Source organism: Verrucosispora sioxanthis (assembly GCF_010560025.1).
GTDB lineage: Bacteria > Actinomycetota > Actinomycetes > Mycobacteriales > Micromonosporaceae > Micromonospora > Micromonospora palythoicola.
Genome location: NZ_SAIY01000009.1, coordinates 189,780 through 203,602, shown reverse-complemented (window position 1 = coordinate 203,602; position 13,823 = coordinate 189,780). Strand labels below are relative to the sequence as shown.

The following is a 13,823-nucleotide window of genomic DNA, read 5'->3' as shown; positions in this document are numbered from 1 at the left end:
TCCTGGCGACGCTATGGCCGTGCGGTTGCCCGGCCATGTCTCCAGTGTTTCTGCCGTGTTACGTCCCTCGCGTTCGGTCACCTCGGTGCCTGACCCGGGCACCTCAACCCGAGGGACGGGTCCGGCTGTGCCAGTGTAGTGAACCTTGATGAGATTGGTCCTTTTTGGCACCACGCGTCGGCGCGGCCCGGTACCGATCCGGTTCGCCTCGCACCGTGCGCCGGGCCCACACTCGGCGCGGCCCCGGCGCTGACTAGGCTCGTCCGGGTGACCACCGAGCCGCGCCCGTCACCGCCCCCCGCCACGGACCCCGACTTCGTCCCGGCCGACCTCGGGCGTCGGTTCGGGGCGCTGGTCGTCGACTGGATTCTCTGCCTTCTCGCGTCCGGCCTGTTCGCCAGCCCAACCCGGGACGCCTGGGCACCTGTGCTGGTGCTGATCCTGCTGTACGGCTTCTTCCTGGGGCTGTTCGCCCAGACACCCGGCATGTACCTGACCAGGATCCGATGCGTCGACTGGACCGACGGCGGCCGGATCGGTCTGCTCCGGGCACTGCTGCGGGGTGTGCTGCTGGCCCTGGTCGTCCCCGCCCTGCTGATGGACCAGCACCGGCGCGGTCTGCACGACCGCCTCGCCGGCTCGGTCGTCACCCCCGGCCCGCGCTGACCGGCTCCCCGATGTGCCGGCTCAGCGGCCGCGCATCTGGCGGGACGCGCCGCGCGGCGGGCGGAGGTTCTTCGGGATGGCCCCCTTGGGCATCTGCGGGCGAGAGGTGAGCGCCTTGAGGCGCTTGTCCAGGGAGTTGACGTCCTTGCCGCTCAGGTTGCGGGGCAGCCGCATCAGCGTCATCCGCAGCTTGCGGATCGGCAGCTCGCCCTCGTCCTGCCCGATGACGTAGTCGTAGAGCGGAGCATTGCCGATCACCTTGGCCAGTCGCCGCTTCTCCTGGCCGAGCAGGCCGCGGACCCGCTGCGGATTGCCCTCCGCCAGCAGGATCACGCCGGGCCGCCCGATGACCAGGTGCACCATGTCCATCTGGGTGGTCGAGCTGACCGCCGGGGAGACCCGCCAGTCACCGCGCATGTTCTCCATGATCTGGGCGGCGGCACCCGGCTGCCCCTCGGCCGCGTTCATCATCGCCCGGTTCGACCGCAGGTTGAGCACGATCAACAGGCAGAGCAGGGCGAACAGGATGCCCAGCGGCAACCAGAGCCAGCCCCAGAGCGCGACCGCGACCACGGTCAACGCGAGCGGAATCAGCACCGCACCGGCGGCCAAGGGGGCGAACCACTTGTCCTGCTTGGCGGTGAACCGGAACACCAACCCGATCTGCTTCAGCCGCTGGCCGAACGAGACCTTCTCCTGGGGCTTTGCCATGACGTCGAGTCTAGTGGGCGCCCGCCGCACAGTTGATCCGCGGCCGGCTGAGTACCTTACGACCCCGAACCGCCGCCAGCGACCCGGCGTAAGGAGGGCGAGCGGGCACAGATCAGGCACCGTGCCCATGCCCCGGCGGCACCTTCGCGAGCAGAGTCGGTGTCATCGGATGACGACGAATCGCAGGGAGCGCGACATGTTCGGTCACGACGCCAATCTCATGCTCAGCCTCTACCGTACGCACGCGGCGGAGCTGCGGGCCGACGCCGCCCGGGACCGGCTGGCGCGGTCGCTGCCGCACCGCTCGGCACGCGGTTGGCTGCACCGCCGGCAGCATCGGACGCACACCGACGAGGCCCGCCACTGAGCCGTGGGGGAGAACCAACCGCACCGTTCCCGCCCCGACACCACCACGGTGTCGGGGCCGGGGGGAACGGCCGGCGGGCCGGCGAGGGTGGGCGTGGCATGCTCGGTGCCGTGACCGTCCGCCCCACCAGTACCGTCCTCGTCGGCCGCCAGCGGGAGATGACACGGCTACGCGAGGCGGTCGCCCGCGTCCGCGCCGGGGAGCCGGTCACCCTCCTGGTCGGCGGCGAGGCCGGGGTCGGCAAGACCCGCCTGCTGGAGGAGTTCGGCCGCGCCGTCGGTGACGACGCCCGCCTGCTGGTCGGGCAGTGCCTCGAACTCGGCGAGGCCGGCCTGCCGTTCGCCCCGTTCGCCGCGGTCCTGCGGGCGGTGCTGCGCCGCGACGGACCGGCGTCCTCGACGGGTACGACGCCGAGTTCGCCCGCCTGCTGCCGGAGCTGGCCTGCCCGGCCGGTGCCACCGCGCCCGCCGCCGCACACCCTCGGACGCCCCCCGGGGTTACCTGTTCGACCTGGTCGCCCAGCTGTTCGGCCGGCTCGCCGCGGCGCGGCCACTGATCGTGGCGATCGAGGATCTGCACTGGGCGGACCGGTCGACCCGCGATCTCATCGGCTTCCTGGTGCGGGCGGGCCACCCCGGCCCGCTGCTGCTGATCTGCACCTACCGCACCGACGAGCTGCACCGGGGCCACCCGTTGCGGCCCTTCCTGGCCGAGCTGGACCGGGCCCGGGGCGTCGAGCGGGTCGAGCTGTCCCGGCTGGAGCGGGACGGCACCGGGGCGGTCCTCGCCGGGCTGCTGGGTGCCGAGCCGGCCGCCCGGGCGGTCGACGACATCCACGACCGTACGCAGGGCAACCCCCTGTTCATCGAGGAACTCGCCGCCGCCGGCAGCCCGATCGGCTGCGCCGCGCTGCCGGAGACACTGCGCGATCTGCTGCTGGCCCGGGTGGACCGGCTGCCCGAGTCGGCCCAGCGGGTGCTGCGGATCGCCGCCGCCGGCGGCAACCGACTGGCACACCAACTGCTCGCCGAGGTCGCCGGCCTGCCCGAGGCGGAGCTGGACGACGCGGTACGGGCCGCCGTCGCCGCGCAGCTGCTGGTCGCCGACCCGGACGGCGACTACGAGTTCCGCCACGCGCTGGTCCGTGAGGCGGTCCACGACGAGTTGCTGCCCGGCGAACACGCCCGGCTGCACGCCCGGTTCGCCGCGGCCATCGAGGCGCAGCCGCACCTGGTCGCCGCCGGCCGGGCGCCGGCCGAGATCGCCCACCACTGGTACGCCGCCCACGACCATCCCCGGGCCCTGGTGGCCGCCCGGGTGACGCCGGCGCCGCCGCCGACCGGTACGCGTACGCCGAGCAGACCCGGCTGCTGGAACGGGTGCTGGAACTGTGGGAGCTGGTGCCCGACGCCGCCGACCGGCTCGGCATGGACCACCTCGCGCTGCTGGAGGAGACGCTCGGCGCGGCGACCACCGCCGGTGACTACCAGCGTGCCCTGACCCTGACCCGGGCCGCGCTGGACGAGGTCGACACCGGTGCGGAGCCGCTGCGCGCGGCGCGGTTGCTGGATCGGCGCGGCCGGATGCTGGCCATGCTCGGCAAGAGCGACGGCGCCACCGAGCTGCGGGAGGCGTACCGGCTGGTGTCCGGGGTGTCGGACGGCCCGACCGGCTGCGGCTGCTCGCCGACCTCGCCGATCACCTGGCCCGCATCGACCACACCGACGCGGCCCGGATCGCCGCCGAGGTGGTGACCGCGGCGCAGGCGGCCGGCGCGGACGGTGCCCTGCTGCTGGTGCAGCTGGCGGTGCTGAAACGCCGCGAGGGCGCGGCTGATCTGGGGTTGGCCGAGCTGCGCCGCTGCGAGGCGCTGGCGCGGACCGCCGGGAGGCTCCGGCGCTGGTCAGCGCGCTGGTGCACATCTCCGACGTGCTGTACGAGCTGGGCCGGTACGACGAGTCGGCGCAGGCCGCCGCCGACGGGGTGAGCGAGGCGCGTCGGGTCGGCATCAGCCGCTCCACCGGCGCGTACCTGCTCTCGAACCGGGCGGAGGCGTTGCTGGCGCTGGGCCGTTGGGCGGAGGCCGACCAGGTGTGCGCCGAGGCGGCCCGGCTCGACCCGCCGGGCGTCTCCGGGCTGCACTGGCTGCAACTGCGGGCGGCACTGCGACTGGCGCAGGGGCATCCCCGCGCCGACGAGACGGTCGCTCGGGCGCTGAGCTTTCTCAGCAAGCCGTACCTGCACCCGCACAACCGGCTTCCGCTGTATCTGCTGCGGCTGGAGGCGGCGCTCGTGGCCGACGACCGGGCCGAGGCGCTGCGGGCGGCACGGGCGAGCCTGACCGATCCGGCGATCGTCGACTATCCCCGCTACAGCTGGCCGGTGCTGGCGGCGACGGCGCGGGTCGCCCGACACGTCGACGCCGAGGCCGTGGCCGCCGAGGTCGCCGCGTTGGCCGGCGGCGTCGCGGCCCGGTTTCCCGCCGAGAAGGCGTACGCCGCCGAGGTGGCCGCCACCGTGGGTCGGGTGCCGAGGCGTCCGACGCCGGGTCGCTCGCCGCCTGGCAAACGGCGGTCGCGGCCTGGCGGACCGCCGGTCAGCCCGGGGAACTGGCCCGGGTGCTGCTGGGTTTCGCCGAGGCGGCGGCGGGGGCGGGGCAGCGGACGCGGTGGCCGCGGCGGTGAGCGAGGCGGCCGGGCTCGCCGGCGGGCTCGGTGCGGTCCGGCTCGCCGAGCGGGCGGCCACCCTCGCCCGCCGCGTCGGCCTGCGGCGTCGGCCGGGGCCGGCCCGGCGCGGAGCTGCTGACCGAGCGGGAACGCGAGGTGTTGCGCCTGGTCGCCGCGGGACACAGCAACAGCCGCATCGCCGAACAGTTGTTCATCTCGCCCAAGACCGCGAGCGTGCACGTCTCCCGGATCATCGCCAAGCTGGACGTGACCAACCGGGTGGAGGCCGCCGCCCTCGCCCACCGCCTCAACCTGCTCACCTGACCCCACCCGCCCAGACCGCGCCGATCTTGCGCTTTCGGTTGGTGCATACGCCGCGAAAGCCGCACAACGGCGACCACAAGTGCAAGATCGACGGCGTGAGGGTGGGGTGAGGGTGGTTAGCGGGTGGGGAGGGGTGCGGGTTCGCGGGCGGCGAGCGCCTGCTGGTAGAGGCGGCCGGCGCGGTAGGAGGAGCGGACCAGGGGGCCGCTCATCACACCGGCGAAACCGATCTCCTCGGCCTCCTCGCGCAGCTCGACGAACTCCTCCGGCTTGACCCAGCGTTCCACCGGGTGGTGCCGGGGGGAGGGGCGCAGGTACTGGGTGATGGTGATCAGCTCGCAGCCGGCGGCGTGCAGGTCGCGCAGGGCCTGGGAGATCTCGGCCCGCTCCTCGCCCATCCCGAGGATCAGGTTGCTCTTGGTGACCAGGCCGTCGGCGCGGGCCTGCCGGATGACGTCCAGCGACCGTTCGTAGCGGAAGGCCGGCCGGATCCGCTTGAAGATCCGGGGGACCGTCTCCACGTTGTGCGCGAGCACCTCCGGTCGGGCGCCGAAGACCTCGGCGAGCTGCTCGGGTACCGCGTTGAAGTCCGGGATCAGCAACTCGACGCCGCAGCCGGGTTGCAGGGCGTGGATCTGCCGCACCGTCTCGGCGTAGAGCCAGGCCCCGCCGTCGGGCAGGTCGTCGCGGGCGACTCCGGTGATGGTGGCGTACCGCAACCCCATCGAGACCACCGACTCGGCGACGCGACGCGGCTCGTCGGCGTCGAACTCGGCCGGCTTGCCGGTGTCGATCTGGCAGAAGTCGCAGCGGCGGGTGCACTGGTCACCGCCGATGAGGAAGGTGGCTTCGCGGTCCTCCCAGCATTCGTAGATGTTGGGGCAGCCGGCCTCCTGGCACACCGTGTGCAGCCCCTCGCGCGAGACCAACCCGCGCAGCTGGGTGTACTCCGGGCCCATCTTGGCCTTGACCTTGATCCACGGCGGTTTGCGCTCGATCGGCGTCTCGGCGTTGCGTGCCTCGATCCGCAGCAGTCGCCGCCCCTCGGGTGCGGGCGTCGCGGTACTCGCGGCCTGGCCGGTCGTCGGCGCGGAGTGCTCGATCGTCACAAAACGAGCCTACGCCGGACGGCGGCGGTCGATGAACGGCGGGCGACGGCCGTCACCCCGGAAATGCTGTGACGCCGGACACCGGGGCCGGGATAAACACGTAACAGGCGGGTCCGGCCAGGTGTTAACGTGCCCGACGAACAGCGACGACGGAGCCGAGTAGCGCGCCGACCCGCCAGTTGAAGAGAGCCGCCGGTTGCTGCGAGGCGGTCTGGCGCCGGCCCGCGAAGACCCTCCCGAGCCGCGGGAAGAACGGCGTGCGGTGACAGCCCTCGTTGAGCAGGGTCACCCCGGTATCCGCGCCCAGTAGACCCCGCCCGGCTGGCCCCGGTGAAAAGGCGACGAACGAGGCTCCCGTCCCGACGGGAGCGAAGGTGTGGTGGCACCGCGAGGTTTCCCGCTCGCCCACACCTCCCGGGGATCGCGTTGCGATTGATCGAGGAGGTAGCCATGCAACGCATCCTGTCCGACCAGCTCACGCCGTACACCGGGCGCACCGTCCGGGTTGCCGGCTGGGTCCACCGCCGCCGGCTGCTCAAGTCGGTGGCCTTCCTGATCGTCCGGGACGCCGCCGGCCTGGTGCAGGTGGTGGTCACCGACCCCGTGGTGCGCGCCGAGGTCGCGGCGCTGCCGGAGGAGACCGTCGTCGAGGTGGTGGCCACCGTGGTCGCCAACGCGGCGGCACCCGGCGGGTTGGAGCTGACCGACCCGACGGTACGTCCGCTCGGCCCACCCGCCGTGCCGCCCCCGTTCGACCTGTACCGGCCCGAACTGGCGGCCACCCTGCCGACCCAGCTGGACCATGCCCCGGTCGCCCTGCGCCACCCGACCCGGTCGGCCGCGTTGCGGATCTCCGCGGCGGCGGTGGCCGGTTTCCGGGCCTCGTTGGACGCCCACCGCTTCGTGGAGATCCAGACACCCAAGGTGGTCGCCGCCAGCACCGAGAGCGGGGCGAACGTCTTCGCCCTGGACTGGTTCGGTCGGCCCGCTTATTTGGCCCAGTCGCCACAGTTCTACAAGCAGCTGATGGTCGGGGTCTTCGAGCGGGTCTACGAGGTCGGGCCGGTGTTCCGCGCCGAACCGCACGACACCGTGCGACACCTGGCGCAGTACACCTCGCTCGACGTCGAGTTGGGTTTCGTCACCGACCACCGGGACGTGATGGCGGTGCTGCGGGACACCCTCGCCGGGATGCTCGACGCGGTCGCTGACCGGGCCGCCGCCGCGCTGGCCACCCTCGGCGTCACGCCCCCACCGGTGCCGGCGCAGATCCCGGCGGTGCACTTCACCGACGCGCTGCGGATCGCCGGCGCGCCGGCCGACGAACCGGACCTGGCCCCGGCGCACGAGCGGGCGCTGGGGGAGTGGGCCCGGCACGAACACGGGTCGGAGTTCCTCTTCGTCACCGGGTACCCGATGGCGAAGCGGCCCTTCTACACCCACCCGGACCCGGCACGGCCGGGCTACTCCAACGGCTTCGACCTGCTGTTCCGGGGCCTCGAACTGGTCACCGGCGGACAGCGGCTGCACCGGCACGCCGACTACCTGGCCGCGCTGGCCGCCCGAGGTGAGCCGGTGGAGCCGTACGCCGGCTACGTCGACGCCTTCCGCCACGGCATGCCTCCGCACGGCGGCTTCGCCATCGGCCTGGAACGCCTCGTCGCCCGCCTCACCGGCGCCCCCAACATCCGCGAGGTAACCCCCTTCCCCCGCGACCTTCACCGCCTAACCCCCTAACCCCCTGACCCACACCCACCCGATCGACCTCGCCGTTGATCATGAAGTTGTTGTCACCGATACCGGTATGGCGGGACAACAACTTCATGATCAACCGAGTGGGTGGGGTGGGGTGGTTCAGGGGGTGGGGAGGAGGGTGGGGAGGTGGCGTTCCACTGCGGGGAGGACGTCGGTGACGGTGATGGGGCGGTTCAGTTCGGCGGTGAGGGAGGTGACGCCGGCGTCGCGGATGCCGCAGGGCACGATCCGGTCGAAGGCGGTCAGGTCGCAGTCGCAGTTGATGGAGAAGCCGTGCAGGGTGACGCCCCGGGCGACCCGGATGCCGATCGCCGCGACCTTCCGCTCGGGGCCCCGGGCGTCGGCCGGCACCCACACCCCGCTGCGCCCCTCGACCCGCCCGGCGGTCAGGCCGAACTCGGCGCACACGTCGATCAGCAACTGCTCGACCCGCCGCACGTACGCGACCACGTCGACCGGGTCGGGCAGGCGGACGATCGGGTAGCCCACCAGCTGGCCCGGGCCGTGCCAGGTGATCTTGCCGCCGCGGTCCACGTCGATCACCGGGGTGCCGTCGACCGGACGGTCCCACGGCTCGGTGCGCTTGCCCGCGGTGTAGACGCTCGGGTGTTCCAGCAGCAGCACGGTGTCACCCTGCCCGCCGGTGACCACCGCCTCGTGCAGGCGACGCTGCTCGTCCCAGGCGGCGGCGTAGTCGAGGACACCGGCGCGTACGGCCGTCAGGCCGGAGGTCGTCACGGTCACCCGTCCAGCCTAGACCCGTACCGGCTGGTCACAATCGGTGAGCCGGCTCACCGCCGGAGCCGCCACGCTGGCCGCCGGAGCCGCGGTCACCGGCGGACCCGCCACACCCAGACGTCCTCGACCCGCTCCGGCTCGCCGAACAGCAGGACCAGGGTGCGGCGGACGGCCTCCTCGTCGACCGGCCACTTGGCACCGTGCACCTCCTCGGCGAGCACCACCGTCTCGATCCGCCAGTGCTCCAGGTCGGCGCGTACCTCCTCACGGGTGCCCTCGGTGACGATCGGCGGCAGCCCGGTGCGGGCGGCCTGGTCCAGCAGCGCGCCGAACGGGCGCGGCACCGGACCGATGCGTCCCCGGTCCTCGGGACCGCCGGGGCCGAGGAAGAAGCCGGAGGGGATGGCGAACTCGCCCTGCCGGTGCGCCAGCGCGTACGCCTGCCAGCGCTGACCGTCGGGGTAGACGTCGAGGGTGAGCGGTGCCGGGGTCAGCACCCCGCCGGGGGAGACGTGGTCCCGCCAGGCGCCGGAGGTGATGAAACGGGGAATCGGCTCGCGTTCGCTGGTCAGCAGTGGGGTGGGGAACAGGGGCACCAGGGCCACCGCGAAGCCGACGGTCCACGCCACCGCCGCCGGGCGGGACAGCGGGCGGCGACGCAACTGGTCCACCGCGTACGCCAGCAGCAGGCCGATCACCGGCGTCACCACAAGCGCGAACCGGGCGGGCAGCGCGGCGTTCACCACCGGCAGGTGCCCGAGCAGGTCGAAGGGCATCGGCAGGTCGGTGCGCCGACCCTCGACCTTGGCCACCGGCCCGAAGGAGAGCGCGGTGAACACCACCGCGAGGATCCCGAGGGCCCACAGGGTCGCCCGCCGGCGTGCGTCACCGCCCCGCCACAGCAGCACGAAACAGCCGATGGCCAGCACCAGCAGCGGCAGCCCGAAGAAGGAGTTCTCCTCGGTCGGGTTCGGTGCCAGCGAGGTGCCGAAACCGGCCTCGCCCGCCAGCGAGCGGCGTGGGTAGGCGGCGTACGCGGCGACGTCCTCGGAGTGGATCACTGCGTCGAAGCCGGTGCCGTGGAACCGCTGCGGTCCGGCGAAGTGCAGCCACAGCGGGTACGCCAGCAACACCCCGGCGACCACCGCGGTGACCACCAGCCCGCGCAGGAACGACGGCAGGACGGCGCGGGCCTCCGTCCGGTTGGCCGGATGCAGTGCCCAGACGGCGACGAAGAGACCGAGCGCCAGCGCGGTGAAGAACAGGCCCTCGGCGGCGATCGAGAAGGCGACCGCGACGAGGAGGCCGAGGAGGGCGCCGTCGCGCAGCCAGTGGCCGGGGCGGCGCAGCGCGAACAGCCGCCAGACCAGCAGTGGCACCAGCCAGCCGGCGGTCCAGTTCAGGTGGGCGTTGGCGTGCGAGACCATGCCGGGGGAGAAGCCGATGAACAGCCCGCCGATCGCGGCGGCGAGCGGGCTGCGGACCAGGTGCCGGGAGAGCAGCCAGTACCAGGCGACGGCGGTGGCGGCCAGATTCAGGGTGAGGATCACCAGGAAGGTGGCCGGCGGGCCGATCAGGTACGTCAGCGGGGCGAAGACCGCCGCGTACACCGTGATCGAGGTGTTGACCGCGAGGTTGACCCCGTCGGGGACGTTGATCAGATAGGTGTAGAGCGGGTTGTCCCCGTGGGTCAGCGCGTGCCCGCCGAAGGCCAGCAGCCACTCGAACAGCGCCTGGTCGCTGGAGTTGACGGTGATCGCCCGTCCGTTCGGGTCGATCCACAGCCCGCTGGTCACCCAACCGGCGAGCGCCAACGCGACCAGCACCACGATCAGGTCGGTACGGCGGTCGCGGGTGACCCGCGACGGCGACGGTGAGGCGGGCTCGGACGCCACGGACGGGGAGGTGGGCACCTAGCGGACGTTACCAACCGCACCGGGACACGCCGGTCAGACCCGGCAGGTAGCCGCCGGCCCGCCGTGCCACACCCGGGCATCGACGAATGTGTGCACGGCCACCATGTCATCCGCGCGACACAACTGCGTAACGTCGCGGCAATCATTGGTGACCCAGCTCACAACCTATGGAGGCTCTCGTGCGCCGCACCCGTACCCGGCTCGCCGGTGCGCTGGCCGGGCTGGCCCTGGCCGCCACCGCGCTGGTGGCCGTCGCCGCGCCCGCCCAGGCCGCAACCCTGACCCAGGTCACCGGCTTCGGCTCCAACCCCGGCAACCTCGCCATGTACGCGTACCGGCCGGACAACCTGCCCTCCGGTGCCCCGGCCGTGGTGCTGCTGCACGGCTGCGCCCAGAACGCCAGCGGCTACTTCGCCAACTCCGGCTGGCAGAAGTATGCCGACCAGTGGCGGTTCGCGCTGATCGTGCCCGAGCAGCGGTCGGCCAACAACTCCAGTTCCTGCTTCAACTGGTTCGAGACCGGCGACACGACCCGGGGGCAGGGCGAGGCGCTCTCCATCAAGCAGATGGTCGACCACGCGCGGTCGGCGTACGGCACGGCCGCCAACCGGGTCTACGTCAGCGGGCTGTCGGCCGGCGGGGCGATGAGCGCCACCATGCTCGCGACCTACCCGGACGTCTTCGCCGGTGGTTCGATCATCGCCGGGCTGCCGCACCGCTGCGCCACCAGCATGATCAACGCGTTCTCCTGCATGAGCCCGGGCGTGGACAAGACTCCCGCGCAGTGGGGCGATCTGGTCCGCAACGCCCACCCCGGCTACTCCGGTGCCCGTCCGAAGGTGGCCATCTGGCACGGGACCAGCGACTACACGGTGGCGACGGCGAACGCCACCGAGTCCCGTGACCAGTGGACGAACGTGCTCGGTGTCTCGCAGACGCCCACCAGCACCCGGCAACTGCCGGCGGGCACCAGCGTCGAGGTGTACGGCAACGACGTGGTCCGGGTGCACCGGGTCTCCGGGATGGGGCACGGCACCCCCGTCGACCCGGGCTCGGGCGCGGAGCAGTGCGGCACCGCCGCCGCGTACTTCCTGGACACCATCTGCTCGACGTACCACGACGCGGTCTTCTTCGGCCTGACCGGCGGCACCACCCCGACCCCCACGGCGACCCCGACCACGTCGCCAAGCCCGACCGCGTCACCCACCCCGACGGCGAGCCCGACCCCCACCGGCGCCCCGACCTGCGTGACCGCCAGCAACTACGCCCACGTCACCGCCGGCCGCGCCTACCACTCCGGCGGCTACGCCTACGCCAACGGCTCCAACCAGCGGATGGGCCTGTACAACACCTTCTACACCACCACCCTGCGCCAGACCGCCCCCAACCACTGGGTGATCGGCTGCTAACCCCACCCCCACCCCGTTGATCATGAGGTTGGCGGCAGTCATGGAGATCATCTTCGCCGCTAACCTCATGATCAACGCGTGCACGGAGAGGGGTGGGAGGGGCGGGCGGTCAGTCGTGGAGGGCGGCGTGGAGGGCGGTGCGGAGGTCGGGGTGGCGGAAGGTGAACTGGGCGCGGTTCAGGACGCCGGGGAGGACTCGGGTGCTGGTCAACGCCTCCTGGGCGAAGCCGCCGAGGGCCACCTTCAGGGCCAGCGCCGGGATCGGGATGACCGCGGGGCGGTTCAGTTGGCGGGCCAGCTCACGGGTGAACTCGGCGTTGGTGACCGGGGCCGGGCCGACCACGTTGACCGGTCCGGCGAGGTCGGCCCGGGCCAGCAGGAACGTGGTGGCGTTGAGCCAGTCGGTCATCGAGATCCACGGAATCCATTGCCGGCCGCTGCCGAGCCGACCGGCGATACCCAGCTTGAACGGCAGCAGTTGCGGCTTGAGCAGGCCACCGTCGCGGTGCAGCGGCAGCCCGGTACGCAGTCGCACCACCCGTACCCCGGCGTCCTCGGCCGGCCGGGTGGCCGCCTCCCACACCCGGGCCACGTCGGCGAGGAAACCCTCGCCGGCCGGCGCGTCCTCCTCCACCACCCGGTCACCGGTGTTGCCGTACCAGCCGATCGCCGAGGAGTTCAGCAGCACCTCCGGCCGGTCCGCGACGGGCAGCCCGGCGATCGTGGTGGCCAGGGTGGTGGTGGTGTCCACCCGGCTGGACCGGATCAGCTGCCGGTACCTGTCGTTCCAGCGCCGGTCGCCGACGCCCGCGCCGGCCAGGTTGACCACCGCGTCGGCCTCGGCGACCACCGCCGGGTCCAACTGCGCCGCCGACGGCGACCATTGTCGCTCGTCGGCGGCGCGCGGCGGGCGTCGTACCAGCCGGGTCACCTGGTGCCCGTCGGCCACGAGCAGGTCGACCAGCCGGGTGCCGAGGAAGCCGGACGCGCCGGCCATGAGGATCCGCATGCCCTCCATCTTCGGGTACGCGCGACGACCCGGCCCGGTCGAGTCGGTCACGCTGGCGTGGCGGCCCCGTTCGGGCGAAGCGCCGACAGCTGCCGCTCCACCTCGTCGTAGGCGTCGGCGGGCAGCGGCCCGAGGGTGAGCACCCGGGTGTTCTCCTCCACCTGGGCCACCGTGCGGAACCCGGGAATCGGCACCGTACGCGGGCTGCGGGCCAGCAGCCAGCCGAGCGCGCCCTGGGCGAGGGTACGGCCGTCGACGGTGAGTGCCTGGCGTACCCGAGCCACCCGCTGCGCCCACTGCGGTGCCGGCTGGCCGTCGGTGAACCAGGGCAACCACTCCGGTGCCCGCCCCCGCACGTCGTCGTCGCCCAGCGACCGGGTGGCGGCGGTGAGCAGCCCCATCGCCAGCGGCCCCCGGTTGATGCTGGCCAGGTCGTACGTGTCGCAGACCGCCAGCATCTCGGCGTTGTCCCGCAGCACGGACTGGTCGTGCTGGATCGCCGTGCAGTGCGGGGCGGCAGGAGCGAAGGCGGCGGCCGAGGCGGGGTGGTCGGTGCTCCACCCGTACGCCCGGATCTTGCCCTGGGTGACCAGGCCCTCCAGCGTGTCGACCAGGTCGAGCGCGAGCGCCGGTGCCAGGTCGTTCAGGTGCAGTTGCAACAGGTCGACGTGATCGGTGCCGAGGCGGCGCAGCGACGCCTCCAGGCTGGCCACCGCGTACTCGGGACGGTGGTCCTCGCCGGTGGCCCGGCGGGTCGCCTCCTCGGCGGTGTAGCCGAACTTGGTGGCGATCACCACCTGGTCGCGACGGCCGGCGAGCGCCCGGCCGAGCACCCGCTCGCTGTGCCCGGCCCCGTAGTTGCTGGCCGTGTCGAAGAAGGTCACCCCGTGCTCGATCGCCGCGTGCACGGCCCGCACCGACTCCTCGTCGTCCACCTCGCCCCAGCCCAGCGGCTGCCGGTAGTCACCCCACAGCGGCCCGCCGATCGCCCAGCAGCCCATGCCGATGGCGCTGACCTCGATGCCGCTGCGACCCAGTTTCCGTGTCGTCGTCATGCGGCCAAGCGTCGCGTTTAGAGCGCACTCGAAGTCAAGCGCGCTCACGCGACCCCGTGGGTGGGGGTGGCGGTGGCGCGTACGGAGGTGAGGATCGC

Annotated in this window: 14 protein-coding genes and 1 pseudogene; 9 read left to right on the top strand and 6 right to left on the bottom strand. The window is 72.8% G+C overall.

Annotation, left to right across the window (positions count from 1 at the left end):
- Positions 1-267 precede the first annotated feature (267 nt).
- Entirely contained in the window at positions 268-666 is a 399-nt protein-coding gene (locus ENC19_RS23705; RefSeq protein ID WP_164449278.1) for an RDD family protein, read from the top strand.
- Between the two features lie 21 nt (positions 667-687).
- Here the strand turns inward: ENC19_RS23705 and ENC19_RS23700 are convergent, their stop codons facing one another.
- Entirely contained in the window at positions 688-1,377 is a 690-nt protein-coding gene (locus ENC19_RS23700; protein WP_164449277.1) for a DUF4191 domain-containing protein, read from the bottom strand.
- A gap of 196 nt (positions 1,378-1,573) precedes the next feature.
- On the opposite strand from ENC19_RS23700, the gene ENC19_RS29415 reads away from it, so the two are divergent.
- The 6 genes and pseudogenes from ENC19_RS29415 to ENC19_RS29635 all read left to right on the top strand — a co-directional run bounded on the left by ENC19_RS29415 (position 1,574) and on the right by ENC19_RS29635 (position 4,734).
- Positions 1,574-1,744, top strand: a complete 171-nt coding sequence (locus ENC19_RS29415; protein WP_166459000.1) for a hypothetical protein — start codon at positions 1,574-1,576, stop codon at positions 1,742-1,744.
- 98 nt (positions 1,745-1,842) lie between these two features.
- Positions 1,843-2,082, top strand: a pseudogene (locus tag ENC19_RS31565) (ATP-binding protein); the annotation flags it as partial.
- Entirely contained in the window at positions 2,024-3,244 is a 1,221-nt protein-coding gene (locus ENC19_RS29650; RefSeq protein WP_208021001.1) for an ATP-binding protein, read from the top strand. The pseudogene ENC19_RS31565 and the gene ENC19_RS29650, both read left to right, overlap by 59 nt.
- Positions 3,172-3,498, top strand: a complete 327-nt coding sequence (locus ENC19_RS29645; RefSeq protein ID WP_208021000.1) for a YfgM family protein — start codon at positions 3,172-3,174, stop codon at positions 3,496-3,498. The genes ENC19_RS29650 and ENC19_RS29645 overlap by 73 nt, the downstream gene beginning before the upstream one ends.
- Before the next feature lie 160 nt (positions 3,499-3,658).
- On the top strand, positions 3,659-4,549 hold the full coding sequence (locus ENC19_RS29640) for a tetratricopeptide repeat protein (RefSeq protein ID WP_208020999.1): 891 nt from the start codon (positions 3,659-3,661) through the stop codon (positions 4,547-4,549).
- Positions 4,550-4,566: 17 nt separating this feature from the next.
- Positions 4,567-4,734 carry a LuxR C-terminal-related transcriptional regulator gene (locus ENC19_RS29635; RefSeq protein ID WP_328824361.1) on the top strand — a complete coding sequence of 56 codons (168 nt, stop codon included), beginning with the start codon at positions 4,567-4,569 and terminating at the stop codon, positions 4,732-4,734.
- 116 nt (positions 4,735-4,850) lie between these two features.
- On the opposite strand, the gene lipA is transcribed toward ENC19_RS29635, so the two are convergent.
- Positions 4,851-5,843 (bottom strand): lipoyl synthase, encoded by a 993-nt coding sequence (gene lipA, locus ENC19_RS23690; RefSeq protein WP_164449276.1) that lies wholly within the window; start codon positions 5,841-5,843, stop codon positions 4,851-4,853.
- Between the two features lie 450 nt (positions 5,844-6,293).
- Here lipA and aspS point away from each other — a divergent pair, with 450 nt between their 5' ends.
- The gene (gene aspS, locus ENC19_RS23685; protein ID WP_164449275.1) at positions 6,294-7,580 is read left to right on the top strand and encodes an aspartate--tRNA(Asn) ligase; all 1,287 of its coding nucleotides are present in this window, start codon (positions 6,294-6,296) and stop codon (positions 7,578-7,580) included.
- 117 nt (positions 7,581-7,697) lie between these two features.
- Here aspS and lipB read toward each other — a convergent pair whose 3' ends face one another.
- On the bottom strand, positions 7,698-8,342 hold the full coding sequence (lipB, locus tag ENC19_RS23680) for a lipoyl(octanoyl) transferase LipB (protein ID WP_164449274.1): 645 nt from the start codon (positions 8,340-8,342) through the stop codon (positions 7,698-7,700).
- Positions 8,343-8,428: 86 nt separating this feature from the next.
- A complete protein-coding gene (locus ENC19_RS23675; protein ID WP_164449273.1) occupies positions 8,429-10,249 on the bottom strand; it encodes a glycosyltransferase family protein in 1,821 nt (606 codons plus the stop codon).
- A gap of 182 nt (positions 10,250-10,431) precedes the next feature.
- Between ENC19_RS23675 and ENC19_RS23670 the strand changes: the two genes are divergently transcribed.
- A complete protein-coding gene (locus ENC19_RS23670; protein WP_328824360.1) occupies positions 10,432-11,661 on the top strand; it encodes an extracellular catalytic domain type 1 short-chain-length polyhydroxyalkanoate depolymerase in 1,230 nt (409 codons plus the stop codon).
- Between the two features lie 109 nt (positions 11,662-11,770).
- Here the strand turns inward: ENC19_RS23670 and ENC19_RS23665 are convergent, their stop codons facing one another.
- Together ENC19_RS23665 and ENC19_RS23660 are read right to left on the bottom strand one after the other, a co-directional pair.
- Positions 11,771-12,670 (bottom strand): TIGR01777 family oxidoreductase, encoded by a 900-nt coding sequence (locus tag ENC19_RS23665; RefSeq protein ID WP_164449361.1) that lies wholly within the window; start codon positions 12,668-12,670, stop codon positions 11,771-11,773.
- A 47-nt stretch (positions 12,671-12,717) separates the two neighbouring features.
- Positions 12,718-13,725, bottom strand: a complete 1,008-nt coding sequence (locus tag ENC19_RS23660) for an aldo/keto reductase (protein WP_164449271.1) — start codon at positions 13,723-13,725, stop codon at positions 12,718-12,720.
- Between the last annotated feature and the right edge of the window lie 98 nt (positions 13,726-13,823).